This is a genomic window from Gordonia sp. NPDC003422, from assembly GCF_053588675.1.
This window is the reverse complement of sequence record NZ_JBSFQL010000014.1, coordinates 1-16,261: the sequence shown is the minus strand read 5'-3', so window position 1 is coordinate 16,261 and position 16,261 is coordinate 1. Positions and strand designations below refer to the sequence as shown.

General features: G+C 66.9%; 15 protein-coding genes. 6 read left to right on the top strand and 9 right to left on the bottom strand.

Going from position 1 to position 16,261, the window contains the following annotated elements; all coding sequences use genetic code 11:
* Positions 1-54: 54 nt before the first annotated feature.
* Positions 55-441 (top strand): MmcQ/YjbR family DNA-binding protein, encoded by a 387-nt coding sequence (locus ACWDTF_RS13275; RefSeq protein WP_240857513.1) that lies wholly within the window; start codon positions 55-57, stop codon positions 439-441.
* Positions 442-546: 105 nt separating this feature from the next.
* Here ACWDTF_RS13275 and ACWDTF_RS13270 read toward each other — a convergent pair whose 3' ends face one another.
* The 8 genes from ACWDTF_RS13270 to ACWDTF_RS13235 all read right to left on the bottom strand — a co-directional run bounded on the left by ACWDTF_RS13270 (position 547) and on the right by ACWDTF_RS13235 (position 8,859).
* The gene (locus ACWDTF_RS13270; protein WP_355276843.1) at positions 547-1,578 is read right to left on the bottom strand and encodes a uroporphyrinogen decarboxylase/cobalamine-independent methonine synthase family protein; all 1,032 of its coding nucleotides are present in this window, start codon (positions 1,576-1,578) and stop codon (positions 547-549) included.
* Positions 1,575-2,696, bottom strand: coding sequence for a tRNA 2-thiouridine(34) synthase MnmA (mnmA, locus tag ACWDTF_RS13265; RefSeq protein ID WP_240857512.1), 1,122 nt, complete (start codon positions 2,694-2,696; stop codon positions 1,575-1,577). The genes ACWDTF_RS13270 and mnmA overlap by 4 nt, the downstream gene beginning before the upstream one ends.
* Positions 2,696-3,946: a cysteine desulfurase family protein gene (locus tag ACWDTF_RS13260; RefSeq protein WP_355274802.1), complete on the bottom strand. Its 1,251-nt coding sequence runs from the start codon at positions 3,944-3,946 to the stop codon at positions 2,696-2,698. Before ACWDTF_RS13260 ends, mnmA begins: the two co-directional genes overlap by 1 nt.
* A 620-nt stretch (positions 3,947-4,566) precedes the next feature.
* Positions 4,567-5,052 (bottom strand): DUF4334 domain-containing protein, encoded by a 486-nt coding sequence (locus tag ACWDTF_RS13255; RefSeq protein ID WP_374246867.1) that lies wholly within the window; start codon positions 5,050-5,052, stop codon positions 4,567-4,569.
* A gap of 112 nt (positions 5,053-5,164) precedes the next feature.
* On the bottom strand, positions 5,165-6,034 hold the full coding sequence (locus tag ACWDTF_RS13250) for a lysophospholipid acyltransferase family protein (protein ID WP_240857510.1): 870 nt from the start codon (positions 6,032-6,034) through the stop codon (positions 5,165-5,167).
* A complete protein-coding gene (locus tag ACWDTF_RS13245) occupies positions 6,031-6,876 on the bottom strand; it encodes a GNAT family N-acetyltransferase (protein ID WP_240857509.1) in 846 nt (281 codons plus the stop codon). The genes ACWDTF_RS13250 and ACWDTF_RS13245 overlap by 4 nt, the downstream gene beginning before the upstream one ends.
* Before the next feature lie 187 nt (positions 6,877-7,063).
* A complete protein-coding gene (locus ACWDTF_RS13240) occupies positions 7,064-8,020 on the bottom strand; it encodes an electron transfer flavoprotein subunit alpha/FixB family protein (protein ID WP_240857508.1) in 957 nt (318 codons plus the stop codon).
* 53 nt (positions 8,021-8,073) lie between these two features.
* The gene (locus ACWDTF_RS13235; protein WP_240857507.1) at positions 8,074-8,859 is read right to left on the bottom strand and encodes an electron transfer flavoprotein subunit beta/FixA family protein; all 786 of its coding nucleotides are present in this window, start codon (positions 8,857-8,859) and stop codon (positions 8,074-8,076) included.
* A 201-nt stretch (positions 8,860-9,060) separates the two neighbouring features.
* Here ACWDTF_RS13235 and ACWDTF_RS13230 point away from each other — a divergent pair, with 201 nt between their 5' ends.
* From ACWDTF_RS13230 to ACWDTF_RS13215, 4 genes are read left to right on the top strand one after another with little or no spacing between them, the layout of a single operon-like run.
* Positions 9,061-9,849 (top strand): class I SAM-dependent methyltransferase, encoded by a 789-nt coding sequence (locus ACWDTF_RS13230; RefSeq protein WP_240857506.1) that lies wholly within the window; start codon positions 9,061-9,063, stop codon positions 9,847-9,849.
* Between the two features lie 3 nt (positions 9,850-9,852).
* A complete protein-coding gene (locus ACWDTF_RS13225) occupies positions 9,853-11,409 on the top strand; it encodes a 1,4-alpha-glucan branching protein domain-containing protein (RefSeq protein WP_240857505.1) in 1,557 nt (518 codons plus the stop codon).
* Positions 11,406-12,722 carry a glycosyltransferase family 4 protein gene (locus ACWDTF_RS13220; RefSeq protein ID WP_355274797.1) on the top strand — a complete coding sequence of 439 codons (1,317 nt, stop codon included), beginning with the start codon at positions 11,406-11,408 and terminating at the stop codon, positions 12,720-12,722. Before ACWDTF_RS13225 ends, ACWDTF_RS13220 begins: the two co-directional genes overlap by 4 nt.
* 22 nt (positions 12,723-12,744) lie before the next feature.
* Positions 12,745-13,422, top strand: coding sequence for an AIM24 family protein (locus ACWDTF_RS13215; RefSeq protein WP_240857503.1), 678 nt, complete (start codon positions 12,745-12,747; stop codon positions 13,420-13,422).
* Between the two features lie 4 nt (positions 13,423-13,426).
* Here ACWDTF_RS13215 and ACWDTF_RS13210 read toward each other — a convergent pair whose 3' ends face one another.
* Positions 13,427-14,185 (bottom strand): acyltransferase, encoded by a 759-nt coding sequence (locus tag ACWDTF_RS13210; RefSeq protein WP_240857502.1) that lies wholly within the window; start codon positions 14,183-14,185, stop codon positions 13,427-13,429.
* Between the two features lie 134 nt (positions 14,186-14,319).
* On the opposite strand from ACWDTF_RS13210, the gene ACWDTF_RS13205 reads away from it, so the two are divergent.
* Positions 14,320-15,666 carry an outer membrane protein assembly factor BamB family protein gene (locus tag ACWDTF_RS13205; protein ID WP_240857501.1) on the top strand — a complete coding sequence of 449 codons (1,347 nt, stop codon included), beginning with the start codon at positions 14,320-14,322 and terminating at the stop codon, positions 15,664-15,666.
* The last annotated feature ends 595 nt before the right edge of the window (positions 15,667-16,261 follow it).

Genomic DNA, 16,261 nt, shown 5'->3' with positions numbered 1-16,261 from the left:
CCGAGCCTATCGGAGGGGCCTGACAGCCCGATCGAACCGATCTATCGTCGTGGCATGCCGCACCCGATCATGTTCGACGACAATGACCCGTGCCTCATCCGGGTTCGCGAGATAGCGCTTGCACTCCCCGACGCCACCGAAGTCGTCGCACACGGACGGCCGACATTCCGCTGCGGCAAGATGTTCGCGAACTACGGGGGCAGCGTCAGGGGCAGCAAGGAGCGCCACGACCAGAGCATCCTGTTCATCCCCGACGAGTCGGAACGTCAAGCACTGGAAGAAGATCCGCGGTTCTTCATGCCCGCGTACCTCGGTCCGTACGGGTGGTTGGGACTGCTCCTCAAACCCCGGATGGACTGGACCGAGGTGGCCGAACTACTCGATGCGAGCTATCGACAGATCGCACCCAAGCGCAGCGTCGCCAAGCTCGACGCCGACTGAAACGCCCAGTCAACGGTTCGAAACGCCCAGTCAACGGTTTTGGGACGCACTGTCAACGATTTCCGACGCCCAGCCAACGGGGTTTGGGACGCCCGGTCGACGAGGTCAGAGGGCGTCGGGGTCGGTGGCCAGGAGATGCCCGGCCTGTGCACTGACCGCCAGTGCTTGTTTCGACCACGACTCCGATGCACCCGCAAGGCCGCACGTGGGTGTCACGATCACGTTCTGCGCCAGTACTTTTCGATTAAGACCGACCCGATCGGTGAGCGCGGCGAGTGACGTGGCGACCGCGTCGGAGTGCACTCGTCGGTCCGACGAGACCGCGGGCACCACGCCCGCCAGCAGCGTGTCGCCACGGTCGATCAGGGCGCCGATACCGTCGAGGTCGCGGGCGGTGGGCGCACTCAGGTCGGCGGACAACGCCACACCGGGCAGTCGCTGCACCAGATCCCACCGCGGCGCGCTGCAGTTGTGGAAGATCGTCGGTCGGCCGACGACGTCTATGAGCTCACGCAGCGACTCCGCGACCTCGGCCACAGGAATCGCGTCCAGGACATCGAATCGGGTCAACGGCTTGACGGCACCGTCGATCACCGCGCCGATCATCGGCTCGTCGAGTTGCACGACGACATGCGCGCCGAGCCGGCGAGCCACCTCGCCGGCATGCTCGCGCAGCCCCTCGGCGCAGGAGGCCACCACGTCACGGACAGCACCGCGATCGGCCAGCACCTTGTGCCCACCCCGCAGTTCCACCGATGCGGCCGTGGTGAACGGTCCGGCCACCTGAACCTTGAACGGGCGACCGGAACCGACGAAACCCGCTGTCTCCCAAATCTCTTCGACCATGTCGAGATCTTCGTGCAGCAGGTCTGTCGCGCGCCTGGTGAGCCGCGACGGACGCTGCGCCAACCGGTAACCCCACGTGCCGGTGTCCATCGGAAGGTCGACGAGAATCGCCGCCATTCGCCCGATCATGTCGGCTCCCAGCCCACGACCGGGCAGTTCGACGAGGTGGGCGAAGTCGAGCTCACCGTTGACGATGGCGGCCGCAGAGCGGGCGTCGGTGCCGGGCATCGAGCCGATACCGGTACCGACACCGGCGGGCAGAGCGTCGGCCGAGTGGTCGGGTGTGCTCACCGAGCGCTCGACGCGACCGCAGGCGCTGCGCTGGTCGCGGAGATCCGCCCGCAACCGAGGACGAGGTCGCCGCGTTCGGCGTCGGGCAGATACAGCACGGCCGCCTGACCACGAGCGACGCCGGTCAGCGGTTCGCTCAGTGCGATCTCGATACCGGGCTCACCGTCGACGACGACAGGCGTGGCACGGGCGGGCGCGAGTCCGCCATGAGCGCGCACCTGCACGACGCAGTCGATGGGCCCCTCGGGTGTCGTACCGGACGTCCACACGGCGCGGCGCGCCGTGATCGTCCAGACCTCCAGGTCGGCGGCCGTCCCGACCGTGACCGTGCCCGATTCGGGGTCGATGTCGGTCACGTAGCGGGGCCGGCCGTCGGCCGCGGGCGCATCGATACCGAGGCCCTTGCGCTGCCCGATGGTGAATCCGTGGACACCGTCGTGATCGGCGAGCCGGTCGCCGGTGCCCGCATCGACCACCGCACCCGGGCGCAGGCCGATCCGCGCACCCAGGAACGCACGCGTGTCGCCGCTCGGGATGAAGCAGATGTCGTGGGAGTCGGGCTTGTTGGCGACCGAGAGTCCGCGTCGGGCCGCCTCGGCCCGGATCTCACCCTTGGGCGTATCGCCGACCGGGAACAACGCTCGTGAGAGCTGGTCGTGATTCAGCACCGCGAGCACGTAGGACTGATCCTTGTCGGCGTCCACCGCGCGGCGCAGTTCTCCGTCGTGTAGACGGGCGTAGTGTCCGGTGGCCAGCGCGTCGAAGCCGAGTGCCACGGCCTTGTCGGCGAGGGCCGCGAACTTGACCTTCTCGTTGCAGGTCAGACACGGATTGGGAGTCTGCCCGGCCGCATACGCCGCCACGAACTCGTCGATCACGTCGTCCTTGAACCGGTCGGCGAAATCCCAGACGTAGAACGGTATGCCGAGAACGTCGGCTGCGCGACGGGCGTCCGAGGCGTCCTCGCGCGAGCAGCACCCGCGCGACCCGGTCCGCAACGCTCCAGGTGCCGTCGACAGCGCGAGGTGCACCCCGACGACCTCATGGCCGGCATCGACCGCGCGGGCGGCCGCGACCGCCGAGTCGACGCCACCGCTCATCGCCGCAAGAACCCGCATCAGCGCACCCCCTCGCGCGCCATCGCACCGCTGGGTACCGAGACCAATCCGGCCGCACGTGCACGATCGACGACCTCGCCGATCACGTCGGCAACCCTGTCGATCTCGGCGTCGGTGGTGAACGGCGACAACGAGAATCGCAGCGACGACCGAGCGTCGGCCATGCCGAGTCCCATCGCCAGAAGCACATGGCTCGCCTGGGCGACACCTGCGGTGCAGGCCGAACCCGTGGAGCACTCGACGCCCTTCGCGTCGAGGAGCATCAGCAGCGAGTCACCCTCACAGCCCGCGAACGACACGTGCACGTTGCCGGGCAGCCGGAGGTCGCCCCCTGCACCGTTCAGTTCGGCGCCGTTGAGCGTGGTGCCATCCAGCGACAACAGCACCTCGGAAAGCCGGCCCTGCAGCCGCTTCATGTGTGCGGCGTTCTCGTCCAGGTGCTCGACACACCAGCGCAATGCTGCGGCCATGCCCACGGCACTCGCGACATCTTGTGTACCGGACCGGACGTCACGTTCGTGTCCACCGCCGTGCAGCAGAGGCACGCAGTCGACGTCACGGCCGAGCAGCAGGACGCCGGCACCCTGTGGGCCGCCGAACTTGTGCGCGGCGATGCTCAGTGCGGCCAGACCGCTGGCGGCGAAGTCGACCGGCACGTGCCCGACCGCCTGAATCGCATCCGAGTGCACCGGTACCCCGAACTCGGCGCCGAGCGCGGCGAGCGTGGCGATCGGCGCAATGCTGCCGACCTCGTTGTTGGCCCACATGACCGACACCAGTGCGGTCTCGTCGGCGTGTGCCTCCAGTTCGGCCCGTAGGTCAGCCGCGGACACGATCCCGTCGGCATCGACCGGCAGGATCACCAGTTCGGCGCCCGACTCGTCGGCGAGCCACTGGGCGGGGTCGAGGACCGCGTGATGCTCGACAGCCGACACCACAATCCGTCGACGACGATCATCGGCCGCGCGACGCGCCCAGTAGATTCCCTTGACGGCGAGATTGTCGGCCTCGGTTCCACCGCCGGTGAAGATCACCTCGGACGGCCGGGCACCCACCGACGCCGCTATCGACTCGCGCGCCTCTTCGAGTTGCCTGCGCGCCCGGCGCCCGGATCCGTGCAACGACGACGCGTTGCCCGGCTGCGCGAAGACAGCCGTCATCGCCTCGATCGCAGCGGGCAGCATGGTCGTGGACGCGGCGTGATCGAGGTAGACGGGTGCGCGAGAGGGCACACGGGAGGACATGGACATCGTCAACCAGGATAGACGCGCTCGGCGCACCGACAAATTCCAGCGAGATCAACGATCGCAGTAGGGCAGCTGACCTCATCACCGGGAGATCCTGAGGGCGGAAAGAGCCCCACCTGCCGACTGAGTCGCGAGCGTGACGTCGCTTCACGCTGGCAAGACGCGAGCGTAGGTCAGCCTCACGCAGCGTCCCTCCGCCGGCGTTGCCGACGATCGTGGACGCGGGAAGCGCGCGGCCTCATCGCAGAAACCGCACTTGTCGCCAGAAACCGCAGGTGTGGCCAGAAACCGCTGGTGCGCCTCGGGTTTCTGACCAGACACGCGGTTTCTGAAATCGCGACACGCCGACGACGCGCCTCGGAGGTCGGCGAAGCCTCCGTCGCGGTCAACCATCACAGAGGACGCTGTCGAGCACGGTCCTCGGACTCCGAACATCGTCGTCGAGCACAGAAAGCGCCCTTTGCCGCCCAAGAAACTAGGGGAAGAAATCTCGTCCCCCACTCTTGGAGTCCTCCCCTAGGAATTTCTAGGGGACGACTGTGAACCCCGGGGAAGAAACTCTTCCCCTAGATTTTGCAGGCGAGGCGTATTCACATTTCCGCTGATCAGGGAGTGGAAGCCTCTCAGGCGCGCTCGAGATAGAAGTAGAAGTGACGACCGTCGACGACGCCGCCCTTGCCGTTCATGATGCCCATGACGGTGGTGTCGTCGACCCGCTTGAAGTGGTCGATCACCGGCTGGCCGTCGTAGACCATCGACGCGGTGACCTCACCGCGGAACTCGACCGCCCACAGACTCGCCTCGCCCTTGCCCAGCTTCTTGTTGGAGTACAGCTTGCCGTCGGCATCACGACAGACGAGAGGCTGCACCTCGCTGCGCGAGATGAAGGTCTTGCCGTACCAGCCCGCCTTGTCGAGCATGCCGTTGATGGCGTGACCGGTGACGAACTCGCCACCCTTCCAGGCGCCGAGCATCTCCTCGGGCCGGAGTGTGGCCAGTCCAGCCCACACGGAGTCGAGGTCGGCGTCGTCGACCACTCCTTCGACAGCACGCAGTTCGGCGAACTTTGCGATCGCCTCGTCGCGGGTCAGTTTGGTCGCGGACGTCACCGATGGCCTCCTCGAGAGTTTGGCGGCTCGACCCCACTAACGAGCCGCTTCTAGCAAAATATATGAGGAAACACTCGATGTCACTTCAACCGGGGTCCCCTCACTGCGACCATCAAGCGGCAAGCGCGACCGCCGGCTCACCATGTCCGGCAATGATCCGCTCGCACCGGCGGGCAAGTTCACGACGGTCCGTGCCAGGCAGCTGCGGTTCGTGCATGCGGACAGTCACCGTCAGCCCGCGCATGCGGAGAACGCGTCGCAGGGTGTCGACCAGACTGTCGTCGCCGATGAAACTGGCTGCCGTCGCCGTGGCGCCGCCGACGGTGAAGGTCAGTCGCACCGGAATCACCGGCACGCGCGCGTCGATCGCGGCCTGGAAGAACGCCGGCCGAAACGCACCCATCGCCTGCCCGCATCGAGTGGTGCCCTCGGGGAACACGGCGACCGTCGAATCCTGGTGCAGGCGTTCGACGGCGACGTCGAGCGTGTTCGGCAGGAGCCGCAGCGACGCCCGCTCGATCGGGATCACACCGACACGACGCGCGATCGTCGAGATCACCGGAATCGCCGCGACCTCTGATTTCGCGACGAAATGCGAGGGTGTCACGGTCGCCACGGCGAAGACATCGAGGAAGGAGATGTGGTTGGCCACCAACAGGCCGCGGGCACTTCCGGCGAAGGGGCGCCGGTCATCGAATTCCACCGTCATGCCGAGCGCGGCTATCACCATGCGGGCGGATCGGCGAATGAACCCTCGACGCGCCAGCCTCGGCATCGGCACGATGACGAACGCACACATCGCGATGGTCGCCATGACCAGGAACAACCGAATCAGCCTCAGCGCCACCAGGACTCGCCCGGCAACCACTTTCGCGTCGTCGACGCAGCCGGACGCGCACGGGCTGATCGGATACCAGCCGTGGTGGTGCCCGGTCGTCAGCGCGGGGGCCGCGTGCAATTCATGGCCCACCGCGGCGCTCACGACAGGCTCCCGAGCCGAACCAGGCTGGCTGACAGGCGATCCAGGTACCGGGCGTTGGCGCCCTGGCGGTCGAGGACCGTGAGGAAATCGGCGGTGTCGAAGTCCTCGTCGACCGCGGGTTCACCGCACACCCGGGCGCCGAGCCGTAAGTACCCGCGCATCAGCGCCGGAATCTGCGCCTCCTCCGCGGGCTCGAGATCGGTGAGCAGCCGACCGTCGACGCGAGCCGCTTCGTGCGGGCGGACTCGCCAGCGCACCTCTCGGTGCTTCTCGAGCAGGGTGTCGTGGATCGTGCGCAACGCCCGGCCGCGATCGACCGGCGCCTCGCCGGGACCCGTGAGCGGCACCGACACACATCCGATGAGGTGCTGGTATCCGCCGACGTCCATATAGCGCAGCAGCGCCGCCCACATGAGCGCGGTCACCGTGCCGCAACGATGGGCATCGGCCACACAGGCCCGACCCATCTCGACCGTCGACGACGCGATGGCGGCGAGTTCGGAGAGGTCGAATTCACCCGCCCCGTACCAACCCCCCGCCGCGATGGCGCGGGTCGGCGGTAGGAGTCGGGCACAGCCGATGACGCCATCGGACTCGTGATGGACGATGAGGTGTTCACAGAAAGCGTCGAACCGATCGGCGTCGCGTTCGGTGAGCGGGTCGCCGATGGTGTCGGAGAAGCCCGGTTCGTCGGCGAAAACGCGGTAGCGCAAACGCTGAGCGGCAACGATGTCGGTCGGGTCGTCGGACACCACGATCCGGATCGGCCCGGCAGTGATCACGGTGATCGGCACCCCAGCACGAGCGGTGCCGACCCGGGACAGAAACTGCATGGTGTTCATGTCCCGAATGAAATCGACAGTGGGCGTCGACGCGGCTACCGCACCGTGTCATGTCGGGACAGATCGCGTGAACTCACCCGAACCGACCTGAACACATGCCGACGCGCAGGCGAATACAAAACGCGACGACCCCCGACCGGGCAGGTCGGGGGTCGTCGGCGGCTGCGTCAGCCGAGATCTCAGCGCATCACTTGCGCTTCTTGACCTCTTCGGTCAGCTGCGGCGCGACGTTGAACAGGTCGCCGACCACACCGAAATCGGAGATCTCGAAGATCGGTGCCTCTTCGTCCTTGTTGACCGCGACGATGGTCTTCGAGGTCTGCATACCGGCGCGGTGCTGGATCGCGCCGGAGATGCCGAGCGCGACGTAGAGCTGCGGCGACACGGTCTTGCCGGTCTGGCCGACCTGGAACTGACCCGGGTAGTAGCCGGAGTCCACAGCGGCACGCGAGGCGCCGACTGCGGCACCGAGCGAGTCGGCGAGCTCCTCGACGACCGAGAACTTGTCGGCCGAACCGACACCGCGTCCACCGGAGACCACGATCGAGGCCTCGGTGAGCTCCGGACGGTCGCCGCCGACGTTCGGCTCGACCTTGGTGATCTTCACGGCGTTCTCGGCGGCGGCCGGAACCTCGACGTCGACCCGCTCGCCGGCACCGGCCTGCGGAGCGGCCTCGACGCCACCCGGACGCACCGAGAAGACGGGGGTGTCACCCTTGGCCTGAGCGTCGACGGTGAAGGCGCCACCGAAGATCGAGTGGATTCCGACGCCGCCTTCCTTGATCTCGATGACGTCGGCGAGCACGCCCGAACCCAGGCGCACGCCCAGGCGTCCGGCGATCTCCTTGCCGTCGGCGGTCGCGGCGACCACGATGCCGGCGGGCGACACGTCCTCGGCGATCGACGACAGCACGTCGACCTTGGGGCTGATCAGGTACGACGCCGCGTCGTCGGACTCGGCGACGTAGATCTTCTCCGCGCCGGCCTCCTTCAGGCCGTCGATGATGCCGTCGGCCTTGCCCGGGCCGCCGACGACGACCGCCGACGGGGTGCCGAGGGCACGCGCGGCGGTGATGAGCTCACTGGTGACCTTCTTCAGGGCGCCTTCGGCGTCCTGCTCCACGAGCACGAGTACTTCTGCCATTGTTCTGTCTCTCCTGAAATGTCTGTGGGTTGCCGTTGTGTGCGTGGAGTCGCTCAGATGATTTTCTGGCCCACCAGGTACTCGGCGACCTTCGTGCCGCCGTCGCCCTCGTCGGTGACGCGCTCACCGGCGGTCTTCGGAGGCTTCGGGGTGGAAGCGGTAACCGCGGTGCCCGCATTCTCCAGGCCCACGTCACTCGGCTCGACGTCGATCTCGGCGAGAGTGAGAACGGCGACTTCCTTCTTCTTCGCGGCCATGATGCCCTTGAAGGACGGGAAGCGCGGCTCGTTGATCTTCTCGTTGACGCTGACGATCGCGGGCAGCTCGGCCTCGATGTGGTAGATGCCGTCGTCGGTCTCGCGCTCGCCGGTGAGCTTCTCGCCCTCCAGGGTCAGCTTGCGCAGGTGCGTGAGGTGCGGCAGTTCGAGGTACTCGGCGATCATGGCCGGGATGGCGCCGACGCGACCGTCGGTGGCCTCGTTGCCGGCGATGACGAGCTCGACGCCCTCGACGGTGCCGAGCGCACGGGCCAGCACGTAGGCGGTCTGGACCGAGTCGGAGCCGTGGAGCAGGTCATCCTTGATGTGGATGGCCTTGTCGGCGCCCATCGACAGCGCCTTGCGGATCGCCTCGGTGGCCCGCTCGGGTCCTGCGGTCAGCACCGTGACCTCACCACCGTCGGCTTCTTTGATCTTGAGCGCCTCTTCGACGGCGCGCTCGTTGATCTCGTCGAGCACGGCGTCCGCGGCCTCGCGGTCGAGGGTGAAGTCACCGTCGGTGAGCTTGCGCTCGGACCACGTATCGGGCACCTGCTTGATCAGAACGACAATGTTTGTCATGGGTCTACGTCGACCTCCTGCATCGGGTTCGCGCACCTTACCGACGAGTAAGGAGCGATCGGTCTCCCCCACTTTAGCGTCTCCTATGATCCCACTAAACATCGACTACCTCACACAATGCTTGTGGAACGGACGCTCGTTCGGTCCCGTTGTCCGGTTGCCGCGTCCGACACCTCACAGCCATGCCCTAGTGTCGTGTGGATGACCGACCAGGACCGGACCCTCGAGGACCTCCCCGCCGACGTGCGGCTGGCGCTCACCGGCGAGCGGACCGTTCCGGGCATTCCCGCAGAGAACTACTGGTTTCGGCGGCACGAGGTCGCCTACGACCACATCGTCGCTCGGTGCGCGGGACGCGACATTCTCGAGGCCGGCTCCGGCGAGGGTTATGGCGCCGCAATGATCGCGACGGTCGCCAACTCGGTGACCTGCGTCGACTATGACCAGAGCGCTGTCGAGCACACGCGCCGCCGCTACCCCGGACTGATCGTGCACCAGGCAAACCTGATCGATCTGCCGCTGCCCGATGCCTCGGTCGACATCGTCGTCAACTTCCAGGTGATCGAACATCTGTGGGACCAGCCCGCGTTCGTCGCCGAATGCCGCCGGGTCCTGCGGCCGGGCGGTCAGCTGCTGATGTCGACGCCCAACCGGATCACCTTCTCTCCCGGCCGCGATACGCCCCTCAACCCCTTCCATACGCGCGAGCTCTCAGCCGCCGAACTCACCGAACTGCTCGTCCACGGCGGCTTCGAGGTTTCCACCATGCTGGGCGTTCACCACGGCGCGACGCTGCGGCACCTCGACGAGAAGTGGGGCGGTTCGATCATCGACGCCCAGATCGAGCGCGCACTGGCCGGGATCGACTGGCCCGACGAACTGACCTCCGACGTCGCATCGATCGCGGCGTCGGACTTCGACATCGCCGACGCAGCGGAAGCGGACATCGAGACATCGCTGGATCTCTTCGCGCTCGCGGTCCGGGTCTGACGCGTGGGCGGCGGTGACGGTTCGGCGCCGGGCCAGTTCACCCTGGTCCTGCATTCGCACCTGCCCTGGCTCGCCAACCACGGGCGATGGCCGGTCGGCGAGGAATGGCTCTATCAGTCGTGGGCCGGGTCGTACCTCCCTGTCTTCGACGTCCTGAACCGTCTCGCGGCCGACGGCTTCGAGAATCAGCTGTCCCTCGGCATCACCCCGGTCCTCGCCGCTCAGCTCGACGATCCGCACTGCTGTTCCTCGATGCACACGTGGCTGGCGGACTGGCAGTTGCGTGCCTACGACGCGGCCGGCTCCGCCGACGCCGTGCGCGCAGAGTCGGGCCGACGCGAATATCGCGTGGCCGCAACAGCACTCGCCGATTTCGAGACACGGTGGCGCCACGGCGCGTCGCCCCTCATCCGATCACTGGCGACCTCCGGCGTCATCGAGGTCCTCGGCGGCCCCCTTGCCCATCCTTTTGCACCTCTACTCGACCCGCGGCTGCGCCAGTTCTCAGTGCGCGAAGGCCTCGCCGACGCTCGGGCACGGTGGGGCTTTGATCCGGCAGGGATCTGGGCACCCGAGTGCGCGTTCGCGCCCGGGATGGAGACTGAGTACCAGAACGCGGGCGTCGGGCACTTCATGGTCGATGGGCCGACGCTGCACGGCGACACGGCCCTCGGCCGACCGGTTGGTGACAGCAATGTGGTCGCCTATGGCCGTGACCTGCAGGTGAGCTATCGCGTGTGGTCGCCGAAATCCGGATACCCGGGCCACGCCGCATACCGGGACTTTCACACCTACGACCACGAGACCGGGTTCAAGAGTTTCCGCGTGACTGGCCGGTCGGTGCCCGGCGAAGGCAAGCGACCTTACGACCCGGCCCGGGTGGACGCGGTCATCGACCGCCATGTCGACGACTTCGTCGAGCATGTCGTCCGCCGGTTGCGCACCGAATCCGACCGGATCGGCCGACCGGCGCTGGTGGTGGCGGCCTTCGACACCGAACTGTTCGGGCACTGGTGGTACGAGGGCCCGCGCTGGCTCGAACGCGTGCTGCGGCGTCTACCCGAGGCCGGGGTGCGGGTCGGGACGCTCGCACAGGCCACCAGGGATGGATTCGTCGGCGACGCAGTCGATCTGGGTCCGTCGTCGTGGGGTTCGGGCAAGGACTGGCGGGTGTGGGACGGTCCACAGGTACAACACCTCGTCGACCTCAATGCAGAGGTCACCGAGACCGCTCTCGACACCGTCGCCAAACTGCTGGGCGAAGGGGGTGGACGTGACCGCGTCGCCGACCAGATCCTGCGGGAGACGCTGCTGACCGTCGCGTCCGACTGGCCGTTCATGGTGTCCAAGGACACGGCCGCGAACTACGCTGTAGGGCGAGCGCACACGCACGCGCACGCCACCCGCGAGATCTGCGACGCCGCGATGCGCGGCCGCCACACCACGGCAGCACGACTCGCTGCGGGATGGCAGAGGGCCGACGGTCTCTTTCCGGGGCTCGACGCGCGCAGGCTGCGACTCGGGGACACGCTGACCGACGCCGCAGGGGGCACACGATGAGAATTCTGCTTGTCTCGTGGGAGTACCCGCCTGTGGTCGTCGGCGGGCTTGGCCGCCACGTCCACCATCTCGCCACCGAACTCGCGACGCAGGGCCACGAGATCGTCGTGCTCACGCGACGGCCGTCGGGGACCGATGCGGTGACCCACCCGACCACCGATCAGGTAGTTGACGGCGTACGGGTGATCGCGGTCGCCGAGGATCCGCCGGAGTTCGAGTTCGGCGCCGACATGATGCCGTGGACCCTCGCCATGGGTCACGCGTTCATCCGTGCCGGGCTGAAAATTCTTGCCGGCGAACGCAACTCGCTGTCCGATACGACATGGACACCCGAGGTGGTACACGCCCACGACTGGCTGGTCGCGCATCCGGCGATCACTCTCGCCGAGTTCTTCGACTGCCCGCTGGTCACCACCATCCACGCCACCGAGGCAGGCCGGCACAGCGGCTGGGTGAGTGGTCGCACCAATCGGCAGGTGCATTCGGTCGAGTGGTGGCTGGCGACCGAGTCCGACGCCATCATCACCTGCTCGGAATCCATGCGCGACGAGGTGTTCCGGCTTTTCGGCCCCGCAGCGCAGGTTGCCGACGACGCGGTCCGTGCGCCGAGCCCACCGCTGGCCGACATCCAGGTCATCCACAACGGCATCGACATCACCACCTGGCCGTTCGCACCGCGCACGCCGCAACCCGGACCGCCAGAACTCCTGTTCGCCGGACGTCTGGAATACGAAAAGGGCGTGCAGGATCTGCTTGCCGCGCTCCCCCGGATCCGACGCACCCACCCGGGCACCACACTCACCGTCGCCGGTACCGGAACCCAACAGGAGTGGCTGGTCGAGCAGGCACGCCGGCATCGCGTGAGCAAGGCTGTGCAGTTCGTCGGCGCGGTCGGCCACGACGAGCTGGTCGGCCTCATGCATCGTTGCTCGGCGATCGTGCTGCCGAGCCGCTACGAACCGTTCGGCATCGTCGCCCTCGAGGCCGCGGCCACCGGTGCGCCGCTGGTGGTGTCGACGGCCGGGGGCCTGGGCGAGGCGGTCACCGAGCCGATCACGGGTCTGACCTTCGCACCCGCCGACGTGTCGGGCCTGGCCGCTGCCGTCCGCGCCACCCTCGCCGATCCTGGCGCCGCCGCCGATCGTGCCCGACGCGCCCGTGACCGTCTCACCGCCGACTTCTCCTGGTCCGAGGTGGCCGAACGGACCGCAGGCGTCTACCTGTCCGCCAAGCGCCGCGTGCGTCATCCCGTCGGCCGACCACGAATCGTCGAACGCCCACTTCCGGAACGGGATCCTGGACAATTGGCGTAACCGACGGACAAAGGAGTCAGCCGTGCGCAGTCCGATCTTCGACCAGTCCAACCAGGAGAAGCAGAGCCAGCAGCGCTGGACGATGCAGTCCTCGAAGATGCTGCGCGTGGGCTTCGGCCCGGAAGCACTCGCGGCCAAGGGCGCCATGGTCGCGTATCAGGGGCAGATCGACTTCAAACACGAAGGCTCCGGCAGCGTCAGCAACTTCCTCAAAAAGGCCATCTCCAACGAGGGCGGCCAGCTGATGCGGGTCAGCGGTCAGGGTGAGGTGTTCTTCGCCCGACGCGCCGAGGACGTGTTCACCATCGAACTCGAGGGTCCGCACGAATCGCTCACCATCAACACCTCCAGCCTGCTCGCCTTCGACGCGTCGCTGCAGTGGAACATCACCTCGATCGGCAACGCCGGGATGCTCGCCGGCGGTCTCTTCAATCTGACGCTCAGCGGTCAGGGGACGGTCGGGGTGTCCAGCGACGGACCGCCGATGATCCTCGACTGCAGCCAGCAGCCGACCTTCGTCGACCCGCAAGCGGCGGTCTGCTGGTCGGCCAACCTCCAGCCCGGCCTCAAGAACGACTTCAAGATGGGCTCGCTCATCGGACGGGGTTCCGGCGAGTCATTCCAATTGGCCTTCCACGGCCCCGGATTCGTCGTCGTGCAACCCAGCGAAGGCTTCCCGCTCGGCGGGCCGTCGCACTGACGTTTCAGCCGGTAGCGTCGTGCTCGCGCGCGGCCGCCTTCTTGCGTTCGATGTCGGCAAGGGCGCGTTCGAGCTCCGCGCGTTCGGCGGCGTTGCTCGCCCAGTCGTCCATCCGGTTCTTCACGACGCGGGCCGGGGCGCCGACGGCGATCGAATAGTCGGGGATGACGCCCTTGACCACCGCATGCGAACCGAGCACACACCCGCGACCCACGATGGTGTTGCGCAACACCGACACCTTGGCCGCGACCCACGTGTCGGGTCCGATGCGCACCGGCCCTTTCACGATCCCCTGATCCTTGATGGGCAGGGTGATGTCGTCCATCTTGTGGTCGAAGTCGCAGATGTAGCACCAGTCGGCGATGAGCGTGGAACCGCCGATCTCGAGGTCGAGGTAGGAGTTGACCACGTTGTTGCAGCCGAAGACGGTCTTGTCGCCGATCTTGAGACTGCCCTCGTGACAGCGGATCGAGTTGCCGTCGCCGATGTGCACCCAGCGGCCGATCTCCATGCGGGACAGTTCGGGTGTGGCGTGCAGTTCGACGTTGCGCCCGAGGAACACCATGCCGCGCAGCACCACGTGCGGATTGGCCATGCGGAATCGCGCCAGCCGGTAGTAGCGGACCAGATACCAGGGCGAATACGCCCGGTTGCGCAGCACCCAGCGCAGCGAATCGAGGGTGAGGAACCGCACCTGCGCCGGGTCGCGCCGGCGGCCCGCACGCCACCGGCTCCGGTAGGAGGCATTCCACATCGTCGTCATGACGACAAACCCTAATCGACGCGATTTCGGCACACGATAGGCTCTGAGGCTGGTGCGTTCGACCCTGCGTTCTCGGCTGGTCCGGAGCACCTACCTCGCCCTCGACCGAGGGCGTGCACAGGACAGGAGCACGGATGGCAGAGCACGACCGGCAGCGACCTCACCGGCCGCCGCACTCGCGCCGTCCTGCCGCTCTAGTCGTCGCCGTTGTGGCTGCGTGCGCCCTGCTGCTGTCGGCCTGCTCGGACGGCCACATCGACGTCCGGTCGGTGCCCGGCCTCGGCTGGCCCAGCTACGGCGGAAACTGGGCCAACTCGAACTTCACCACCGCCACCGTGCCCGACGACCTCGCGCTGTCCTGGCAACGTCCCACCGGCGGCCCGATCACCGCGCCACTCACGGTGTCGACGCGGTCGAATGTCGGGGTCACGTCGAACACAGCCAACGGCTGCAACACCTTCGTCTTCGACCCGAATTCGGGCCGCAAGAACTTCTGCAAACGGATGCGCGAGGGCGTCGAGGTGTCCGCACTCCTGGTGGATCAGTACGACCAGCCCTACATCGGCGAACAGACGACGTTCCTCGCGTTCAACGCGGGCGGCGCGATCCGCTGGCGCACACCCGTTCTGGGTGTACCGCTGTCGGCCAAGTTCGCGTCCCCCAGCATGGCTCTCATCGTGACCACCCTGGGACAGATCCAGCTGCTCGACACCCAAACGGCCGAGCCCGTCGCGCCCGAGGTGCTTCTTCGGCCCGACGCCGACCCCAACGACCCGCTCTTCGGCTTCGGTGAATGCGTACAGAACGGGCCGCGCTGCGTGATCCCGGCGCCACCCGCGGTCGACCCCGTGCACGAGCGCTTCTTCCTCAACATGTGGCCGCCCGGCGCGATCGCCTCGCAGGTCCGGGGATTCGGCTACTCGATGGCCGACGGTAAGCGGACGATCCGCGAGATCTGGCACAACGACGTGCCGGGCGGGATCGTCGGTCCGACCACGCTGTCCGTCGACGGCGCCACCGTGTACGCGTTCTCGCGACTCGGCCAGATCGTCGCGATCGACGCCGCTACAGGCAAGACCAGGTGGACCTACAACAACGGCGGCTACGGCTTTGCGACGATGTCCGTCTCCCCCGACGGCCTCATCATGCCGACCGGAGTCGCCGGAGCACCGCTGACGCTGTTGCGCGACAAGGGCGACCGCGCCGAATCTGTCTGGACGCGTACCGATCTCGCGACCGTGAGCCTGTCCACGTTGACGGCATCGGGCACGGCATGGACCGTCGTGCGCGATCCGGGCAAGCAGACGCTGTCGCTCACCGAGGTGTCGACCACCGACGGCGCCACCAAACGCCAACTGCCGCTACCGGAATCGATCGGCTTCGCGACCGGCGTCGCGGTGTCGCCGAACGGACAGATCGCGGTCGCGACGCACATCGGCGAGGTGTACTTCTTCGACAGTGCCGCCAACATCAAACGCTGACGACAGATTCTTGTCGGACCCCGGCGATAGTCTGTGATCAGTTTCGAGATCAGATGACAGCTCGCCGGCGCTTCTTGTCGGTGGTCTCGGCTACCGTGGTTTTCAGCAGGTCACCAATGATGAAAGATACTCATCGGCAGTAGGTTTCGCCGATGCACCACGAATGATGACGACAAGCCCACCCTCAGATGTGGAAGGTTCCGTCATGCCCACAACAACAGCTCCTGCCCTGTGCCGTCGCCACGCATATCGGCGAGGTGCACTTCTTCCACAGCGCCGCCAGCATCAAGCGCCGACGACAGATTCTTGTCGGACCCCCGCGATAGTGTGTGATCAGTTTCGAGATCAGATGACAGCATGCCTCCGTGGCGACAGCCAGATGATGACCGTCCATTCTTGTCGGTGCCCCCGGCTACAGTGGCTTTCAGCAGGTCAGACAACGATGAATGACAGTCATCGGCAATAGGTTTCGCCGATGTATTTCCAACGATGACGACACGCCCACCCTTTTGATGTGGAAGGTTCCGTCATGCCCACAACAACCGCCCCCGCCCCAAACACTGACAGCCCACAAGTCGTCGACGCCCAGCTTCTC

What these genes read in the sequence shown, in the direction of transcription:
- mnmA (WP_240857512.1), bottom strand. Translation starts at nt 2,696, where the DNA reads ATGCGGGTTCTTGCGGCGATGAGCGGTGGCGTCGACTCGGCGGTCGCG.
- ACWDTF_RS13240 (WP_240857508.1), bottom strand. Translation starts at nt 8,020, where the DNA reads ATGGCAGAAGTACTCGTGCTCGTGGAGCAGGACGCCGAAGGCGCCCTG.
- ACWDTF_RS13275 (WP_240857513.1), top strand. Translation starts at nt 55, where the DNA reads ATGCCGCACCCGATCATGTTCGACGACAATGACCCGTGCCTCATCCGG.
- ACWDTF_RS13235 (WP_240857507.1), bottom strand. Translation starts at nt 8,859, where the DNA reads ATGACAAACATTGTCGTTCTGATCAAGCAGGTGCCCGATACGTGGTCC.
- ACWDTF_RS13205 (WP_240857501.1), top strand. Translation starts at nt 14,320, where the DNA reads ATGGCAGAGCACGACCGGCAGCGACCTCACCGGCCGCCGCACTCGCGC.
- ACWDTF_RS13210 (WP_240857502.1), bottom strand. Translation starts at nt 14,185, where the DNA reads ATGACGACGATGTGGAATGCCTCCTACCGGAGCCGGTGGCGTGCGGGC.
- ACWDTF_RS13245 (WP_240857509.1), bottom strand. Translation starts at nt 6,876, where the DNA reads ATGAACACCATGCAGTTTCTGTCCCGGGTCGGCACCGCTCGTGCTGGG.
- ACWDTF_RS13220 (WP_355274797.1), top strand. Translation starts at nt 11,406, where the DNA reads ATGAGAATTCTGCTTGTCTCGTGGGAGTACCCGCCTGTGGTCGTCGGC.
- ACWDTF_RS13260 (WP_355274802.1), bottom strand. Translation starts at nt 3,946, where the DNA reads ATGTCCATGTCCTCCCGTGTGCCCTCTCGCGCACCCGTCTACCTCGAT.
- ACWDTF_RS13230 (WP_240857506.1), top strand. Translation starts at nt 9,061, where the DNA reads ATGACCGACCAGGACCGGACCCTCGAGGACCTCCCCGCCGACGTGCGG.